This window comes from Azospirillum aestuarii, assembly GCF_016632405.1.
In the GTDB taxonomy this organism is placed as follows: Bacteria; Pseudomonadota; Alphaproteobacteria; order Azospirillales; family Azospirillaceae; genus Azospirillum; species Azospirillum aestuarii.
On sequence record NZ_JAEPIV010000013.1, the window covers coordinates 15,508 to 33,605 of the forward strand.

The 18,098-nt window shown below is 69.2% G+C and carries 14 protein-coding genes; 1 reads left to right on the forward strand and 13 read right to left on the reverse strand.

The features are described from left to right. Nucleotides 1–88: 88 nt before the first annotated feature. Nucleotides 89–2,527, forward strand: a complete 2,439-nt coding sequence (locus JJL56_RS20445) for an ankyrin repeat domain-containing protein (RefSeq protein WP_200486100.1) — start codon at nucleotides 89–91, stop codon at nucleotides 2,525–2,527. A gap of 42 nt (nucleotides 2,528–2,569) precedes the next feature. Here the strand turns inward: JJL56_RS20445 and JJL56_RS20450 are convergent, their stop codons facing one another. From JJL56_RS20450 to JJL56_RS20510, 13 genes are all read right to left on the reverse strand, one after another. Next, the gene (locus JJL56_RS20450) at nucleotides 2,570–3,970 is read right to left on the reverse strand and encodes a M20/M25/M40 family metallo-hydrolase (protein WP_200486101.1); all 1,401 of its coding nucleotides are present in this window, start codon (nucleotides 3,968–3,970) and stop codon (nucleotides 2,570–2,572) included. Nucleotides 3,971–4,257: 287 nt separating this feature from the next. Beyond that, nucleotides 4,258–4,953: an urea ABC transporter ATP-binding subunit UrtE gene (gene urtE, locus JJL56_RS20455; protein ID WP_094306347.1), complete on the reverse strand. Its 696-nt coding sequence runs from the start codon at nucleotides 4,951–4,953 to the stop codon at nucleotides 4,258–4,260. A 161-nt stretch (nucleotides 4,954–5,114) separates the two neighbouring features. Continuing rightward, the gene (gene urtD / locus JJL56_RS20460; protein WP_035675131.1) at nucleotides 5,115–5,861 is read right to left on the reverse strand and encodes an urea ABC transporter ATP-binding protein UrtD; all 747 of its coding nucleotides are present in this window, start codon (nucleotides 5,859–5,861) and stop codon (nucleotides 5,115–5,117) included. 5 nt (nucleotides 5,862–5,866) lie between these two features. After that, nucleotides 5,867–7,006 (reverse strand): urea ABC transporter permease subunit UrtC, encoded by a 1,140-nt coding sequence (urtC, locus tag JJL56_RS20465; protein ID WP_145626903.1) that lies wholly within the window; start codon nucleotides 7,004–7,006, stop codon nucleotides 5,867–5,869. A gap of 4 nt (nucleotides 7,007–7,010) precedes the next feature. Continuing rightward, nucleotides 7,011–8,615 (reverse strand): urea ABC transporter permease subunit UrtB, encoded by a 1,605-nt coding sequence (gene urtB, locus JJL56_RS20470; protein ID WP_200486102.1) that lies wholly within the window; start codon nucleotides 8,613–8,615, stop codon nucleotides 7,011–7,013. 254 nt (nucleotides 8,616–8,869) lie between these two features. Then, nucleotides 8,870–10,189 (reverse strand): urea ABC transporter substrate-binding protein, encoded by a 1,320-nt coding sequence (urtA, locus tag JJL56_RS20475; protein WP_145626901.1) that lies wholly within the window; start codon nucleotides 10,187–10,189, stop codon nucleotides 8,870–8,872. Between the two features lie 212 nt (nucleotides 10,190–10,401). Then, nucleotides 10,402–11,265, reverse strand: coding sequence for a sugar phosphate isomerase/epimerase family protein (locus JJL56_RS20480; protein ID WP_200486103.1), 864 nt, complete (start codon nucleotides 11,263–11,265; stop codon nucleotides 10,402–10,404). A gap of 154 nt (nucleotides 11,266–11,419) precedes the next feature. Then, a complete protein-coding gene (locus JJL56_RS20485; protein WP_200486104.1) occupies nucleotides 11,420–12,592 on the reverse strand; it encodes a dihydrodipicolinate synthase family protein in 1,173 nt (390 codons plus the stop codon). A gap of 15 nt (nucleotides 12,593–12,607) precedes the next feature. Then, a complete protein-coding gene (locus tag JJL56_RS20490) occupies nucleotides 12,608–13,759 on the reverse strand; it encodes a Gfo/Idh/MocA family protein (RefSeq protein ID WP_038526728.1) in 1,152 nt (383 codons plus the stop codon). A 20-nt stretch (nucleotides 13,760–13,779) separates the two neighbouring features. Then, nucleotides 13,780–15,072 (reverse strand): enolase-like domain-containing protein, encoded by a 1,293-nt coding sequence (locus tag JJL56_RS20495; protein ID WP_200486105.1) that lies wholly within the window; start codon nucleotides 15,070–15,072, stop codon nucleotides 13,780–13,782. A 188-nt stretch (nucleotides 15,073–15,260) separates the two neighbouring features. Next, nucleotides 15,261–16,085, reverse strand: coding sequence for an ABC transporter ATP-binding protein (locus tag JJL56_RS20500; RefSeq protein WP_014241100.1), 825 nt, complete (start codon nucleotides 16,083–16,085; stop codon nucleotides 15,261–15,263). A gap of 26 nt (nucleotides 16,086–16,111) precedes the next feature. After that, nucleotides 16,112–17,110 (reverse strand): ABC transporter substrate-binding protein, encoded by a 999-nt coding sequence (locus JJL56_RS20505; RefSeq protein ID WP_200486106.1) that lies wholly within the window; start codon nucleotides 17,108–17,110, stop codon nucleotides 16,112–16,114. 67 nt (nucleotides 17,111–17,177) lie between these two features. Continuing rightward, nucleotides 17,178–18,050 carry an ABC transporter permease gene (locus JJL56_RS20510; RefSeq protein WP_200486107.1) on the reverse strand — a complete coding sequence of 291 codons (873 nt, stop codon included), beginning with the start codon at nucleotides 18,048–18,050 and terminating at the stop codon, nucleotides 17,178–17,180. Nucleotides 18,051–18,098 lie beyond the last annotated feature (48 nt).

An 18,098-nucleotide genomic window follows, 5' to 3' on the forward strand; every position in this document is an offset into this window, starting at 1 on the left:
GTCCCGTCCCTTTGCACCGTCGCAGGACGGCAGCGGACCACTAGAGTCAGGAGTGTCACGTCTCATCAATTGGATTGCGCGCGCCCCCATGGACCGTTCCGCTCCGAAAGCCACGCCATCCTCGAATCGCTCTGCGGCGAAGGCGAAGCCCCAACCACAGGCCGCCGGCCTGCGCCCCGACCAGACGGAGGTCTTCGACGGCCTTCTCCTGGCTCTGTTGGCGCGCAAGCGGCTGCTGGTGCTGGTCGGCGAGGCCGGGTCCGGACGAGCGGCGGTCTTCCACCAGCTCGTCGAGCAGGTCGGCTCCGACGGGGCGCTGGTGCTTCCGGTCGCCGCCAGCGCCGGGGCGCAGGTCGAGGATCTGGTCTCAGCCGCCGGTGACGCCGCTCTGCCCTCCGACAACGACGACCGCGATTTCGACACGCTGATCGAGGCGCTGGAGGAGCGGCTGGATCTCGCCGGCACCGGATTGCTGGCGGTGGAGAACGCAGGCGTCCTGGCCGCCCCGACTCTGGCCGACCTGATCGATCTCACCCGCTCCGAGACGCCGAGCGGGCGTTTCCTTCAGGTTCTTCTCTGCGGCACGCCGGAGATGGAGCGGACCCTGGCCCGTCCCGGATTGGCCGAGGCGGTGCGCGAGTTGGGCGTGATCTACCGCATGACGCCCGGCGCCGGCCCGTCCGTCGCGCCCACCGCCGCCATCCCGTCCGCGGGCCCGTCCGCCGGCCTCCCCACCGGCCCGGTAGCCGTCCCGCCGCGCGCCGCTCCCCCGCCGCCGCGCCGCGCGGCGGAGCGCGACGCCAACGATTGGCCCGCCAACGATTGGGACGCACCGGACGGCTGGACGATCCCGGAGACCGGCGGCCCGGTCGCCGACCTGCCCGTCAAGCGGCGCCCGCGCCGCCGCGCCGCGCTGGCCGGAGCGGCGATCACCACCCTGATCCTGCTGGGTGCCGCCGGGGCCGGCGTGACCCTGACGGTTCCCGGCGCCACGCCCGAACGGGCGCTCGATTACGCCCGGCAAGGTTGGGAGGATATCCGAACCTTCGTGACGGAGCGGGTGCACAATCCTTTTGCGGACGAGCCCAGCCTGGGCAGCCGCGGCCCCGACACGTTGGCGCTCGCCCGGCCGCAGAACCCCTACCTCGCCTCCCTCCCCGCCGAGGCGGGCGTGCCGGTCGCGAGCCCTTCGCCGACAAAGGCCGACGTCCCGCCGCCGCCCGCCGCCCGCACCGTGACGCCTCCGGCCCAGGAGGCCGCCCCAACGGCGCCTCCGCAAACGACCGTCGCCAAGCTCGATCCGGCACCGCTGGCGAAGCCGGAGCCGCCGCCCGTCGCTCCGGCGGTCCAGATGCCGAAACCGCCGGTGCCGGCGGCCGATCCGCTGGCCGCGGAGCACACCCAGCCGCCCAAGCCGCGGGCGACGGAATACCGCACGGAGCAGAGCGAAGGCCCGACCGGCTCCGCCACCCTGCCGCCGCTGGTCGATGAGCCGGCGCCCCAGATGGCGGCTCCGGCGATGCCCCAGCCCGCGGCTCCCACGGCGTCCACGCCCTTCTCCACCAGCGACAACGGCCTGAATCCGCGGGTCCGCACCCTGGTCGATCAGGCCCGCCGGCAAATCGCCGCCAAGCTCCTGACCACACCGCCGAACAACAACGCCTACGAGACGGTGTCGCGGCTGCGCGAGATCGCCCCGGCGACGCCGGAGATCCAGGACCTCCTGACGACCATGGAGGAGACCTACCGCCGCTGGGCATCGCTGGCGGAGCGCGACGGCAATTGGGACGAGGCGCGGCGCTTCTACGAGCGCGCCCTGATCGTCGCCCCGAACACCGGCGATCTGCGCGACCGCATCAAGGCGGCCGGCGAGGGGCGCGTGCTGCCCGCCACACCCACGGCCTCCGCGACCCCCGGCACCCCACCGGCGCCGCCGGCCACCGCCGAGGTCCGGCCCGGCCTGGACAGCCGTGACGGAGCCATCGCCCTGATGCGCCGCACCGACGAGTTGAAGCGCGCGCTGGACGGCGGCGCCGATCCGAACAAGCGGGTGGACAACGGCAAGACCCTGCTGATGCTGGCCTCCGAACAGGGGCTGACCGACGCGGTGCGGCTGCTCATCGACCGCCGGGCCAAGACGGAGCTGCGCACCGCCGACGGCGCCACCGCGGTGATGTACGCCGCCTGGGGCGGGCACGAGGCGGTGATCCACGCGCTGGCCGCCGCCGGGGCCGAACTCGACGCCACCAACGACGACGGCAAGACCGCCCTGATGGCCGCCGCGGCCCGCGGCCATGACGGTGTGGTGAAGATCCTGGTCGACCGCGGCGTGTCGGTGGACCGGGTTGCCAGCCATGGCTGGTCGGCCCTGATGTACGCGGCCAACAACGGCCACGACCGCGTGGCTCGGACGCTGGTGGAGCGCGGCGCCAACCCGTTCCGCATGGACACCGCCGGCAACTCCGCCCTCACCCTTGGCGCGCTGCAGGGCCACATGCAGGTGGTCGAGGCGCTGAAGCCGCATTGAGATGCGTCCCCCACTCCGGCTGGGCGCGGGGGACGCACAGCCCTACAGCGCCGCGAAGCGCGCCAGCATGGCGGCGTGGGAGCGGATGCCGTTGTGCAGGCACCTCACCTCGAACTTCTCGTTGGGCGAATGGATGCGGTCATCCTCCAGCCCGAAACCGACGAAGATCGAGTCGAAGCCCAGCGCCTGCCGGATGTAGCCGCCGACCGGGATCGACCCGCCGCTGCCGACCAGCGCCGGCTTGTTGGCGAAGACGTCGCCCAGGCCCGCCATGGCGGCGCGCAGATAGGGGCTGTCGGTCGGCACCTGGACGCCCGGCGAGCGGCCGAACACCTTGATCTCCCACCGCCCGTCCGCCGGCGTCCGCTCCTCCAGGAAGCTGCGGATGCCAGCCAGGATCTTCTCCGGGTCCTGGGCCGGCACGAGGCGGCAGGACAGCTTGGCCGACGCCTTGGAGGCGATGACCGTCTTGGAGCCTTCGCCGGTGTAGCCGCCCCAGATGCCGTTGATGTCGCAGGTCGGGCGCGACCACAGCCGTTCCAGCGCGCTGCGCCCGGCCTCGCCCGCCGGGGTCTTCAGCCCGACGCCGGCCAGGAAGGCGCTCTCGTCGAAGCCGAGGTCGCGCCACATCGCCTTTTCCTCATCCGTGGGCTCGGCCACGTCGTCATAGAAGCCGGGGAAGCGGACGCGCCCATCCTCGTCGTGGATCTGGCCGAGAATGCGGGTCAGCGCGTTGATCGGGTTCAGCACCGCGCCGCCGAACATGCCGGAATGCAGGTCGTGGCTCGGCCCATGCAGCGTCGCCTCGACATAGAGCAGGCCGCGCAGCCGGGTGGTGATGGCCGGCGTGTCGATGCTCCAGGAATTGGTGTCGGTGATGACGCAGACGTCGGCCTTCAGCTCCTCCGCGTTGGCCTTCAGGAAGGGCAGCAGGTTCGGGCTGCCGGTCTCCTCCTCGCCCTCCAGCAGGACGGTCACGCGGATCGGTAGGGTGCCGTGCACGGCGTGCCAGGCGCGGAACGCCTCGATGAAGGTCATCACCTGGCCCTTGTCGTCCACGGCGCCGCGGGCGACGATGCGGCGGCCATGCTCGGCCTCGACGATGGCCGGCTCGAAGGGCGGGCTGTTCCACAGCTCCAGCGGCTCCGCCGGCTGCACGTCGTAATGGCCGTAATAGAGGATGTGCGGCACATCCACGCCGCCCGGACCCGGATGGTGGGCGACGACCGCGGGATGGCCGGCCGTCTCGCGCACGGAGGCGTCGAAGCCCAGCCCGCTCAACTCGCGCACCAGCCAGTCGGCGGCGCGGCGCACGTCGCCCTTGTAGGCCGGGTCGGTGCTGACGCTGGGGATGCGCAACAGGTCGCACAGGCGGCCCAGGGAGTCTTCGAAACCGCGGTCAACCTGCTGGAGAACGGGGTCGGCTGACAGGACGCTCGACATTCGGAACTGCCTTCGGTGTGAATGACTGGCACCGATGGTAGCGCATCGCGGTTCCGCGCCAAGCTCCACAAAGCGCAGGGGTGCCATCCTCGCGAAGGCGGCGTTCCCGGCTCCCGCCACGGGAAGCACAGGATGGCGGAACCGCGGCTCCGCCTTCGCGAGGATACCCCCGGACGCAGGCGCGTCATACCGGCGGCGCCGGTATGACCCTCTCAATCAATGCTGACGCATTGATCTGCCGGGCCCGACGGTTGGAAAACGATGGAAGTGATCGTTTTCCAACCGTATCAGACGGTGAGATACCGCCGGACCTCGCTCTCCTCCAGCCCGTCGCGGCTGCCCGCCAGCATCACCTCGCCGCGTTCCATCACCGCCCAGTCGTCGGCCAGATCGCGGGCGAACTCGAAATACTGCTCGACCAGCAGGATCGCCATGGTGCCCTTGTCGCGCAGGTAGGAAATGGCCCGCCCGATGTCCTTGATGATGCTGGGCTGGATGCCCTCGGTCGGCTCGTCCAGCACCAGAAGCCGGGGCCGCGTCACCAGCGCCCGCCCGATGGCGAGCTGCTGCTGCTGCCCGCCCGACAGGTCGCCGCCGCGCCGGTCGAGCATGGATTTCAGCACCGGGAACAGCTCGAACACCTCGTCGGGGATCGAGCGGTCGGCGCGCTTCAGCGGCGCGTAACCGGTCAGCAGGTTTTCCCGCACCGTCAGCAGCGGGAAGATCTCGCGCCCCTGCGGGACATAGGCGATGCCGCGCCGCGCCCGTTCCGACGGGGCGAGCTTGGTGATGTCGCCGCCGTCCCAGGCGATGGTGCCGCCGGTCACCGGCTTCAGCCCGACGATGGCGCGCAGCAGCGAGGACTTGCCGACGCCGTTGCGCCCCAGCAGGCAGGTGACCTTCCCCACCTCCGCCGTCAGCGACACGCCGCGCAGCGCCTGCGCCGCGCCGTAATGGAGATCGACAGACCGTACGTCGAGCATGCTTGCTTTCTCCTGAATCCCTTCTCCCCTCTGGGGAGAAGGCTAGGATGAGGGGGGCGGCCGCAGGTCGGAAAAGCTCTGCAATGAGGCTGCGTTTCCGCCCTTCGGGCGCCCCCTCACCCTGACCCTCTCCCCAGAGGGGAGAGGGGAATGTGGTTCGGTCACCGGCCGAGATAGACGTCGATGACCTGCTTGTTGGCACTCACCGTGTCGAGCGAACCTTCGGCCAGCACCGAGCCCTCGTGCAGCACCGTGACCTTCACGCCCAGCTCGCGGACGAAGACCATGTCGTGCTCCACGACGATCACCGAATGCTTGCCGGCGATGTCCTTCAGCAGATGGGCGGTCTGTTCCGTTTCCGCGTCGGTCATACCGGCCACCGGCTCGTCGACCAGCAGCAGCTTCGGGTCCTGGGCCAGCAGCATGCCGATCTCCAGCCACTGCTTCTCGCCGTGCGACAGGCTGCCCGCCGGGCGGTCGCGCCGCGGCGACAGGCGGGTGATGTCGAGGATCTCCTCGATCCGCGCCCGATCCTCCCTTGTGGCCGAATAGGTCAGCGTCTTCAGCGGGCGGCGCGGCGCCTTCAGCGACAGTTCCAGATTGTCCCAGACCGTGTGCATCTCGAACACGGTGGGGCGCTGGAACTTGCGGCCGATGCCCAGGTTGGCGATGGCCGGCTCGCGCAGGCTGGTCAGGTCGGTGCGGCCCTCGAACAGGATGGTGCCGGTATCGGGCCGGGTCTTGCCGGTGATGACGTCCATCATGGTCGTCTTGCCGGCGCCGTTCGGCCCGATGATCGCCCGCATCTCGCCCGGCTCGATGACCAGCGACAGGCTGTTCAGCGCCCGGAACCCGTCGAAGCTGACCGACACGCCGTCCAGATACAGCAGGGTGTCTTCCGTGCTCATGTCTCTCAGACTCCCTTCTGGTCCGCCGGCTTGGCGGTGACCGTGGCGCGCGCCGGCAGCCGGTCGCGGAGCTGCGCCGCCAGACCCAGAATGCCCTTGGGCAGGAACAGCGTGACCAGCACGAACAGGCCGCCCAGCGCGAACAGCCACAGCTCCGGCAGCGCCGCCGTGAAGTAGCTCTTGCCGAAATTCACCAGCACCGCGCCCAGCACCGGCCCGGCCAGCGTGCCGCGCCCGCCGACGGCGACCCAGATCACCGCCTCGATGCTGCTGGCGGGGGAGAATTCCGACGGGTTGATGATGCCGACCTGCGGCACGTAAAGCGCGCCCGCCACGCCGGCCATGCAGGCCGACAGCGTCCAGGCGAACAGCTTGTAGCGGTCGGTCTCATAACCCAGGAAGCGCACCCGGCTCTCCGCGTCGCGCACGGCGATCAGCACCTTGCCCAGCTTGGACGCCACCACGGCCGACGCCAGGATGTAGCCCGCCGCCAGCGCCACCACCGTCGCGACGAACAGCCCGACGCGGGTCGAGGCGGCCTGGATGTCGAAGCCCAGGATCTCCTTGAAGTCGGTCAGGCCGTTGTTGCCGCCCAGCCCCATGTCGTTGCGGAAGAAGGCCAGCATCAGCGCGAAGGTCATCGCCTGCGTGATGATCGACAGATAGACGCCGGTGACGCGGGAGCGGAAGGCGAACCAGCCGAAGGCGAAGGCGAGCAGGCCCGGCACCAGCATCACCATGATCGCGGCGAACCAGAACTGGTCGAAGCCGTGCCAGTACCAGGGCAGCTCCGTCCAGTTCAGGAAGACCATGAAATCCGGCAGGTCGGCGTTGCCGTAGACCCCGCGCGAGCCGATCTGCCGCATCAGATACATGCCCATGGCGTAGCCGCCCAGCGTGAAGAAGGCGGCGTGGCCCAGCGACAGGATGCCGACGAAGCCCCAGACGAGGTCGAGCGACAGCGCCAGCAGGGCAAAGCACAGATACTTGCCGAGCAGCGCCACCGTGTGGGTGGACAGGTGCCACGGCGAATCCGGGGCGGTGCCCAGCGCCATGACCGGCACCGCCACGGCCAGCACCGCCAGGACGGTCAGCAGCACGCCGGCCTTCTTGTCGAGGCCCATCAGGAAGAAACGGGTCAGCATCGGATCAGGCCTCCACCGCCCGGCCCTTCAGCGCGAACAGGCCGCGCGGACGCCGTTGGATGAACAGGATGATGAAGATCAGCACCAGGATCTTGCCCAGCACCGCGCCCGCGTAGGGCTCCAGGAACTTGTTGACGCCGCCGAGCGCCAGCGCGCCGACCAGCGTGCCCCACAGGTTGCCGACGCCGCCGAACACCACGACCATGAAGCTGTCGATGATGTAGCCCTGGCCCAGGTTGGGGCTGACGTTGTCGATCTGGCTCAGCGCCACCCCGGCCAGCCCGGCGATGCCGGAGCCGAGCCCGAAGGTCAGCGCGTCCACCCGCGCCGTGCGGATGCCCATGGCGTTGGCCATGCTGCGGTTCTGGGTGACGGCGCGGATGCTCAGCCCGAACCATGTCTTGCGCAGCGCCACCAGCAGCGCGCCGAAGACGAGGAAGGCGAAGACGACGATCCACAGCCGCCCGTAGGTGATGGTCAGCCCGCCGAGTTCAAAGGCGCCGGACATCCAGGACGGGGCGCCGACCTCGCGGTTCGTCGGCCCGAAGATGGAGCGCACCGCCTGCTGGAGCGCCAGCGACAGGCCCCAGGTCGCCAGCAGCGTTTCCAGCGGGCGCCCGTAGAGCCAGCGGATCACGCTGCGCTCGATGGCGACGCCGACCGCGCCGGAGGCCAGGAAGGCGACGGGCAGCGCCACCAGGATGGAGAAGTCGAACAGGCCCGGCGCCCACTGGCGGAAGGCCTCCTGCACCAGGAAGGTGGCGTAGGCGCCGATCATCACCATCTCGCCATGCGCCATGTTGATGACGCCCATGACGCCGAAGGTGACGGCCAGCCCGATCGCCGCCAGCAGCAGCACCGAGCCGAGCGACAGGCCGTACCACAGATTCTGCGCGGCACCCCACAGGGCGAGCCGCTGCTCGACGGACGCGATGGCCTTCTTCGCGGCGTCCTTCACCGCGTCACTGCCGCTATTGGCAGCACCGTTCAGCAGGGCCAGCGCATCCTGGTCGCCGCGTTCCTGAAGCACCGCGACGGCGGCGATCCTGTCGGCGTCGGAAGCCTCCCCGGCCAGCAGGACGGCGGCCCGCGCCTGGGTCATCGCGCGGCGCACGCGCTCGTCGGTTTCCTTGGCCAGGGCCGTGTTGAGCGCGTCCAGCGCGTTGGCGTCGCGGCTCTTGAACACCGCCTCGGCGGCCTGCCGGCGCGTGCCGGCGTCGGGGCTCATCAGGGTGAGCGCGCCGAGCGTCGCGCTGATCGTACGGCGCAGGGCGTTGTTGATGCGGATCTTCTCGACCGCGTTGCGGTCCGCCTCGCCGATGGCCCCGCCGGTCAGCGGGTCGGTCAGGGCGTAGCCGTTGCCGGCGCGCTTGGCGACGACCACGGCGCCGTCCGATTTGCGGACATGCAGGTCGCCGGCCTGGAGAGCCTCGATCACCGGCACGACGGCGGGATCGCCCGTCTCGGCCAGCCCGGCGATGGCCTTTTCGGTCTCGGCGTAGTTGCCGGCGCCCAGGCCGCGGACCAGCGGGGTCAGATCGGCGGCGAAGGCGGTGGGTGCGGCCAACGCCAGAAACGCGGCCAGCAGCCAGCAGAATGCGCGGTGCATCGCGGTTCCTGTGATGTGTCGGAAGTCGTTGGGGCGTTTTGCGTGGGAAGGTGCTGCCCCCACCCTTCCCGCTTCGCGGGCCCCTTCCCTCCCCCGCTGGGCGGGAGAGGGAGCAATCCCCTCCCCTGCGAAGCTCTCGCGCAAACCAAAGGTTTGCGCTGACGCGACAGGCGGACCTCTGGTCCGCCGAGAGCGGGGGAGGGTCAGGGAGGGGGCACCACGCAGCCAGTCACCAAGAGGCGTTCAGACGGTCCTCATGACCCCTTGCCGCCGCACTTGCCGGTCTTCACGTTGAAGTTGCCGCAGGACATCGGGGCGCGCCAATCGGAGATCAGGTCCTTGCTGTCCGGCAGGAAGTCCGACCACTCGTCGCCGACCACGAGGCCCGGCGTCTTGGAGACGGTTTCGAACTGGCCGTTCTCCTGCACCTCGCCGATCAGCACCGGCTTGGTGATGTGGTGGTTCGGCAGCATGGCCGAATAGCCGCCGGTCAGGTTCGGGACGGACACGCCGACGAGGCTGTCGATCACCGCGTTGCTGTCGGTGGTGCCGGCCTTCTCGACCGCCTTCACCCACATGTTGAAGCCGATGTAGTGGGCCTCCATCGGGTCGTTGGTGACGCGCTTGTCGTTCTTGGTGTAGGCCTGCCACTTCTTGATGAAGTCGCTGTTCTCCGGCGTGTCCACCGACATGAAGTAGTTCCAGGCGGCGAGATGGCCGACCAGCGGCTTGGTGTCGATGCCGGCCAGCTCCTCCTCACCCACGGAGAAGGCGACGACCGGGATATCCTGCGCCTTGACGCCCTGGTTGCCCAGTTCTTTGTAGAAGGGGACGTTGGCGTCGCCGTTGATGGTCGAGACGACCGCGGTCTTCTTGCCGGCGGAGCCGAACTTCTTGATGTCGGCGACGATGTTCTGCCAGTCGGAATGGCCGAAGGGGGTGTAGTTGATCATGATGTCCTCGGACTTCACGCCCTTGGACTTCAGGTAGGTTTCCAGGATCTTGTTGGTCGTGCGCGGATAGACGTAGTCGGTGCCGGCCAGCACCCAGCGCTGCACGCCTTCCGTCGCCGCCAGATAGTCGACGGCGGGGATCGCCTGCTGGTTCGGGGCGGCGCCGGTGTAGAAGACGTTGCGCGAGGACTCCTCGCCCTCGTACTGCACCGGGTAGAACAGGATGCTGTTCAGCTCCTCGAACACCGGCAGGACGGACTTGCGGCTGACCGAGGTCCAGCAGCCGAACACCGCGGCCACCTTGTCCTTGCTGACCAGCTCGCGCGCCTTTTCGGCGAACAGGGGCCAGTTGGAGGCGGGATCGACGACGACCGGCTCAAGCTTCTTGCCGAGAACGCCGCCCTTCTTGTTCTGCTCTTCGATGAGCATCAGCATGACGTCCTTCAGCGTGGTCTCGCTGATCGCCATGGTGCCCGACAGGGAATGGAGGATGCCGACCTTGATGGTGTCCTGGGCTGACGCCGGGGCGGCGAAGCCCGCGGCGAACGTGACGGCAAGACCGGCGGCCGCCGCAAGGGTGCGACCGGTCCCGAAGCCCGACGTGAACCCCGACTTGAACATTGTGAATACCCCCCGTTCTTTGGTCTGGCGCCCGCCTCAGGCGCCCGGGGGTGTCCTTCGCAAATGTGATGCCACGACGCGGCGCGATGCCGCCGCCTCAGGGATTCCGCGGCGGCTCACGGCCAAGCATTCGCTTACGAATTATGCACGCCGCCACAATCCGCCCACGTTTTAGCCATAAATGCCGAAATGACTGAAAAATAGGCGATCACTCACACCGAAGACCGATGCCGTTCGATACAGACGGACAACACCTCATCCAAAGGTCGGGTCCACCAGTGGCGCGAGAATATTTCGACCTCGGAATAGCCTTGGAATCCGTTGGCTTCCACCCGGCCGCGGATCATCGGAATGTCGATCACCCCGTCGCCCATCATGCCGCGGTCCTCCAGCAGATCGGCGGTCGGCACCAGCCAGTCGCACACATGGAAGGCACAGAGGCGGCTCTTGCCCGCCCGGCGGATCTGCGCCTCCAGTTCCGGGTCCCACCAGACGTGGTAGACGTCCAACGCCACGCCCAGCGCGCCGGTTCCCTGCGGGTCCAGCCGGTCGCAGAGGTCGAGCGCGTGGCCCATCGTGTTCACGCAGGCACGGTCGGCGGCGTACATCGGGTGCAGCGGCTCGATGGCGAGCGGCATCCCGGCGCCGCGGGCGTGCTCCAGCAGCTCGGCGATGCCGTCCTCCACCTGGGCGCGGGCCAGCGCGATGTCCTTGGACGGCGGGGAGCCGGGGCGGGAGAATTGCGGCAGCCCGCCGACCACCAGCACGAGGCAGGGGGCGCCCAGCGCCACCGCCTCGTCCACCGCGCGGCGGTTGTCGTCGCGCACCTCGGCCCGGCGGTCGGGATCGGCGGGGAACATGCCGCCGCGGCAATAGCCGGACAGCTCCAGCCCCAGTTCCTTCACGGCCCGCACGGCGCGGTCCAGCCCCACGGCCGCCACTTGGTCCCGCCAGGGGGAGACGGCGCGGATGCCGTGGCGGGCGCAGGCGTCGAAGATCTGCAGCAGGTCGCCCTGCTTGCGCACCGTGGCCGTGTTGATGGACAGCCAGCGATGATCGCCGGAGAAGTCGCGCATGATTTGGAGTCCCTTATCAATCTCGTCCCTCTCCCCTCCGGAGAGAGGGTCAGGGTGAGGGGGTTGCGCTTGTGCCGAACCTGCCGCCACGCGCATCCTCCTCACCCGGCGCCTTCGGCGCCACCCTCTCCCCAGAGGGGAGAGGGAGTTACCCTCACACCGCCTCGATGCCGCGGACGGCCAGGATATCGGCCATGCGCCACACCGCCTCTTCCGGGTCGCGCAGCAGCCCGGCCTTGTCGGCCAGACGGAAGATCTCCGCCAGATGCAGGGTGGAGCGCGCGCTCTCCTGGCCGCCGATCATCGTGAAATGGTCCTGGTGGCCGTTCAGGTAGGCCATGAAGACCACCCCGGTCTTGTAGAAGCGGGTCGGCGCCTTGAAGATGTGGCGGGACAGCGGGACGGTCGGCTCCAGAATCTCATGGAAACGCCCTTCCTCGCCCGCGGCCAGCTCGGCCAAGGCCGCCGCCGCCGCCGGGGCGATGGCGTCGAAGATGCCCAGCAGCGCGTCGGAATGGCCCTCCGCGTCGCCGGCGATCAGCTCCGCGTAGTTGAAGTCGTCGCCGGTGTACATGCGCACGCCGGGGGCCAGACGGCGGCGCATGACGATCTCCTTGTCCTTGTCGAGCAGGGAGATCTTCACCCCGTCCACCTTGGACTGGAAGTCGTTGATGATGCCGACCGCCGTGTCGAGCGCCACCGGGAAGTCGTTCGTTCCCCAATAGCCGGCCAGCGCCGGGTCGAACATGTCGCCCAGCCAGTGGATGATCACCGGGCTGCGCACCTGGGAGAGGATGCGGCTGTAGACGCGGACGTAATCCTCCGGCCCCTTGGCCACGCGGGCGAGCGCACGGGACGCCATCAGGATCACTCGCCCACCGAGGTCCTCGACCGCGGCGACCTGCGTCTCATAGGCGCGGATCACGTCGTCGAGCGAGCGGGCGTCCTCCGGCGCCAGATGGTCGGTGCCCGCCCCGCAGGCAATCAGCGCGTTGCCGCGCGCCTTCGCCGCGATCAGGGAGCGCCGGATCAGCTCCAGCGAGGCGCTCCAGTCCAGCCCCATGCCGCGCTGCGCGGTGTCCATCGCCTCGGCCACGCCGAAGCCCAGGTCCCACAGATGCTCGCGGAAGGCGATGCTGCGGTCCCAGTCGATGGCCGGGGTCAGCCACGGGTCGTTGTCGGCCAGCGGGTCGGCCACCATGTGCGCGGCGGCATAGGCCACGCGGTTCAAGGGCCGGTCGGTGCGGGCGGGGAAGCCCCGAGCCGGGGCGACCTCGTAGGCCTCCAGCGAGCGGTCGGCGCGCGGCAGCTTGATGGTCGTTGCCATGGATGCGAACTCCGGTCAGGCGGTCAGAGAGGGAACGTCGACCCAGCGGCGCTCCTTCCAGCTCTTCAGCGCGGCCTCGACGAGCTGCACGCCCTTGGCGCCCTCGATCAGGCCATGGTCGAAGGGGGCGTCCTCGACGACGTGGCGGATGAAGGATTCCCACTGCGTCTTGAAGCCGTTGTCGGTCGGCTGGTTGTCGGGCACCGGCTGCCACGTCGCGTAGAAGTCCATGGTCTGCTTCTGGTCCGGGTTCCACACCGGGCGCGGCGTGCCCTGGCGCGGCTGGATCACGCAATCGCTCAAGCCCGCGACCGCCGAACCGTGCGTCCCGTCCACCTGGAAGGTCACCAGATCGTCGCGATACACCCGCGTCGCCCAGGAGGAGTTGATGTGGGCGATGACTCCACCCTCCAGCTCGAAGGTGGCGTAAGCCGCGTCGTCAGCGGTGGCCTGATAGCGCTTGCCCTGCTCGTCCCAGCGTTCCGGGATGTGGATGGCGCCGAGGCAGGAGACGCTCTTGACCTGCCCGAACAGGTTGTCGAGCACGTAGCGCCAGTGGCAGACCATGTCGAGGATGATGCCGCCTCCGTCCTCCTCCCGGTAGTTCCAGGAGGGGCGCTGCGCCGGCTGCCAGTCGCCCTCGAACACCCAATAGCCGAACTCGCCGCGCACCGAGAGGATTTTTCCGAAGAAGCCGCTGTCGCGCAGCATCTTCAGCTTCTGCAGGCCGGGCAGGAACAGCTTGTCCTGCACGGTGCCGTTCTTCACCCCGGCCTCCTCGGCCAGCCGGACGACGCGCAGCGCCTCCTCCAGGTTGGTAGCGATGGGCTTCTCGCAATAGACGTGCTTGCCGGCGCGGATCGCCGCCTCCAGCAGCGTCGGGCGCATCTGGGTGGTGCCGGCGTCGAAGAAGATCGTGTCGTCCGGGTTCGCCAGGGCCGCATCCAGATTGTCGGTCCAGCGCTCGACGCCGTGGCGCTGGGCCAACTCACGGATCTTCTCGGCGTTGCGCCCGACCAGGATGGGGTCCGGCATGACGCGGGACCCGTCGGACAGCGTGACGCCGCCCTGCGCCCGGATGGCGAGGATCGACCGGATCAGGTGCTGGTTCATGCCCATGCGGCCGGTCACGCCATGCATGATGATACCAAGGCGCTTCGTGCTCATGTCTGGGACTCCCTAGGGGATTATTCGTTCTGCAGAGGGGACAGGCGGTCCCACCGGGGCTGCGCCGCGCTGGCGAAGCCGGGGACGGCCAGGGTTTCGGTGGGCAGGCTGCCGCCCGCCGTGGCGAGGCGGACGGTGCCGTCCCGCCGGGTGTAGAAGCCGGGATGCGCGTCGAGGAAGGCGTCGGCCTCCGGCGCTCCGTCGAAGCCGTTTCCGTACTGGTGGCCGTTGCGCTCCGCGTCGGCGATGCCGAGCAGCGCGACCAGCGCCGTGTCCTGCTGCACCGCCAGCCCGGCCTGACAGGTCAGGTCCTCCGCCGCGACGAAGTGCGGCGCCCCCCAGGCGGCGCAACGCGCCCGGTTCAGGATGGCCTTGTAGAGCCCCTTGCAGGACTTGGACGATACGCCGCGGTAGCCGGCGGCGCGGGCGCGCGGGAAGGCGTCGTAGCCGTCGTCGGATTCGTCGATGATGAAGGGGATGCGCCCGGCCGCCGCGCCCAGCGGCGCCTCCAGCGCGCGCTCCCGCGCCACCGGCTGTTCGATGTAGAGCAAGCGTTGACGGAACCCGGCCAGCGCCGGGTCGCGCTCCAGCCCGGCCACGAAGGCGTCGAGCGCGAAGGCGCCCGCGTATTGTTCGTTGCCGTCCAGCGTGGCGCGGTAATCGCCCGCCGCCGCGTCGAGCACGCCGGCGATCTCGGTCAGACGCGCCAGATCGGCCACCGGATCGCCGCCCAGCTTGATCTTGAAGCGCGTCAGCCGCTCCCGCGCCAGCAGGTCGCGCAGGGCCTCCGGCTCGTCCAGCAGCCCGACCGTGTGGCGGAGCGCCACGGACGGCCGCGGCTCCAGCCCGGCGAGGAAGCCGTCCAGGTCGAAGCCCGCCAGATCCGGCGTCAGCCGCGCGTCGATCCCGGCCAAGTTCGCCCGCATGCCATTGAAGAAATCCGTATTCAGGACCCGCAGCAGCCCGTCCAGCACCGCCTTGTCGATCAGCGCCGGCCCGTAGGCGGCCGTCAGGTCGGGCAGCCCGGCGGCGCGGCAGGCCGCCCGCTGCGTCTCGTAGGCCACCGCGTGATGGCCGAAGGCGGTGTCCGCCCGATCCGTCCCATAGGCGTCGCGGGCGAGGCGCAGGGAGCGGCGCAGGCCGTCCACCGTCTCGTCCGGGCTGCGTTCCGGGCGTTTGTCGAACCACTTCGGCATCATCATCTCGGCGGTGCCGCCCCACGCCTCGCCGACGCCGTCCACATGGACCAGGGCGCGGACGAAGGCCTGGGGGGCCGCCTCCACCGTCACGCTGCCGAAGCGGAAGGGCTTCACGAAGCGGACGGGGCGTTCATAGAGGTCGATGGCGCGGATGGTGATGAGGGGTGCGGTGCCCCCACCCTTCCCGCTTCGCGGGCCCCTTCCCTCCCCCGCTGACGCAGGGGAGGGCGTTGATTCCCCTCCCCTGCGAAGCGGGGGAGGGTCAGGGAGGGGGCAGGACTCATCCATCACCACACGCCCCCTCAGTCCAGATGCCCTTGGGCGTTGAAATGCGCCCGGATGCGCTGGGTCAGCTCGATGAAGACCGGGTGGCCCATGACATCCAGCGAGCGCGGGCGGGGCAGCGGCACCTCGTAGGTCGCGGCGATGGCGCCGGGGCGTTCCGACATCACCATCACCCGGTCGGCCAGGAACACCGCCTCGGGGATCGAGTGGGTGATCAGCAGCACCGTCTTGCCCGTCTCGTGCTGGATGCGCTGCAGCTCGACGTTCATCTTCTCCCGCGTCATGGCGTCGAGCGCGCCGAACGGCTCGTCCATCAGCAGGATCTTCGGGTCGTGGACCAGCGCCCGGCAGAGCGAGGCGCGCTGCTGCATGCCGCCCGAAAGCTGCCAGGGGTACTTGTTCTCGAACCCCTCCAGCCCGGTCATGCGGATCAGCGCGCGGGCGCGCTCCAGGTACTTGTCGCGCGGCAGGCCGCGGACCTCGACCGGCATCATGATGTTGCGCAGCACCGTCCGCCAGGCGAGCAGCACCGGGCTTTGGAACACGATGCCCACGTCGTCGTGCGGCTCGGTCACCGTGGTGCCTTCGATGGTGATGGCGCCCTCGCTGACCGGCAGCAGGCCGGCGACCAGCTTCAGCAGAGTGGACTTGCCGCAACCGGACGGGCCGACGACGACCAGGAACTCCCCGTCCCGCACGTCGAAGGTGATCGGGCGCAGGGACGGCACCTCCCCGTCCCGGGTGCGGTAGGTTTTGGTCACCCCGTCGATCTGGATCAGGGTCTTTTGCGACAGGCGGGCCGTTTCGGCCGATCCGACGACTTTCAACTGGGGCTGAGCCATGTCCCTGCTCTCCTGTCCGTCCGGCCTCACTGGCCCGCCGCGGCGGGATCGGGGAGGAAGTCGCGGGTGTAGAAGGCCTTCGGGTTCTTCTTCGCCGCGGCGTCCAGACCGCCGTACTCGACCAGCAGGTCCACCGTCTCGGCCATGTTGGCGTCGGTGACGCGGAAGGGCCGCTGCCCCTTGGTCTCCGCCGTGCGGTAGAGCGGCGTGGTCAGCTCGAAGCCTTCCAGCAGGGTGGCTTCCTGGCCGCCCTTCGGGTTGGCCTTGAGAATGGCGGCCACCGCCTCCTTCGGGTTCTTCTCCGCCCCTTCGACCGCCTTGGTCGTCGCGGCCATGAAGCGCTTCACGAGGTCGGGCTTGTCCTTCAGCGTCTCGGTGTGGGCGATGATGCCGGAGGAGACCATGTTGACGCCGTAGTCGGAGAAGCGGATCGGAGTCACCGACTTGCCGGTGGCGTCCTTGATCTTCATGCTCTGGTCCATGACGTAGCCCAGCAGCAGGTCGGCCTGCCCGTTGATGACGGCGTTCAGCTTGGTCTGGGCGTCGCCCGACACGACGCGGAAGTCGCTGTCCTTCAGGCCGGTCTTCTTCAGGAACAGCGGCCAGATCTGGGACATGCTGTCGCCCGGCGTCATGGCGACGGTCTTGCCCTTGATGTCCTCGGGCTTGCGGATGTTCTTGTCGGTGAAGCCCATGGCCGACATCGGGCTGGTCTGGAGCAGGACGCCGGGCGAGGTGACCGGGGCGCCCTTCACCGCCGCCTTCATCATGGTCGGCACGTCGACGTAGCCGAAATCGACGGTCTTCGCGGCCACCGCCTGGGTCGTCACCGCCGACCCGCGGCCCTCCTGGATCTCCAGGTCGATGCCCTCGGCCTCGTACAGGCCCTTGTCCTTGCCGTAGTAGAAGGGGGCGTGCTCGCCATACACGTACCAGTTCAGCATCAGCACGACCTTGTCCGCGGCCTGGGCCGGAAGCGTCGTGGCGGTGAGGGCGCAGAGCGCCGCGAAGAGCGTCCGTTTCATCTCGTCTCCTCCCAAAGGATGTCCGGCCGAAAGGTGTCCGGCGTCGCTGTTGGTTTTGTTGTCGGCGTTACGGCGTCGGGATGTAGTTGTGGCGTTGGCTCGCGTGCCAGGGGATGGCGAGCCGTTCGATCACGTCGATGACCCAGAAAAGCACCACCCCGATCAGCGCCAGCACCACCAGGGCCGCGAACATCAGGGGAAGTTCGAAATTGCCGATGGAGCGCTGCAGGACGAAGCCGATGCCGGAATTCGCCCCCACGAACTCACCCACCACGGCGCCCACCACGGCCAGCGTGATCGACACCTTCAGGCCGGCGAAGATGGCCGGCATGGCGTGCGGCAGGCTGACCATGCGGAAGGTCTGAAGGCGCGTCGCCTTCATGGACTTGGCGAGGTCCATCATGTCGCTGTCGACCGACTTGAAGCCCTGCACCGCCGACACGACGATGGGGAAGAAAGCCAGCAGGAAGGCGGAGATCACCTTGGGCAGCAGCCCGAAGCCGAACCACACCACGAACAGCGGCGCGATGGCGACCTTCGGGATCGACTGCGAGAAGACCAGCAGCGGGTAGACGTAGGATTCCACTGTCTTCGACCCGGCGATCAGCATGGCGATGGGAATGCCGAACAGCACCGACAGGGCGAAGCCGCCCAAGGTCGCCAGCGTGGTCGGCACCGACGCCGCCAGGAGCTGGTCCCAATCCGCGGCGAGCGCCAAGGCCACGTCGCCCGGTTTCGGTATCAGATAGGGCGGGATCGCGAAGATCCGCACCGACAGGTCCCATAGGACGGTCAGGACCACCAGGAACAGCACCGGCCGGAACCAGCCGGAATTGAGCAGACGCAGCAGCGTGGCACCCGCCCCGCCCCGTCGCGCCGCCGTTCCCGAAGCGGGACCGCCACGGGACGCATTCCCGTGAGCCGCCGTATCGACAGCCATCGCTCCTCCTCCCCCGGTCGTTGCGGCGCCGACGTGAGGCGCTCTTTT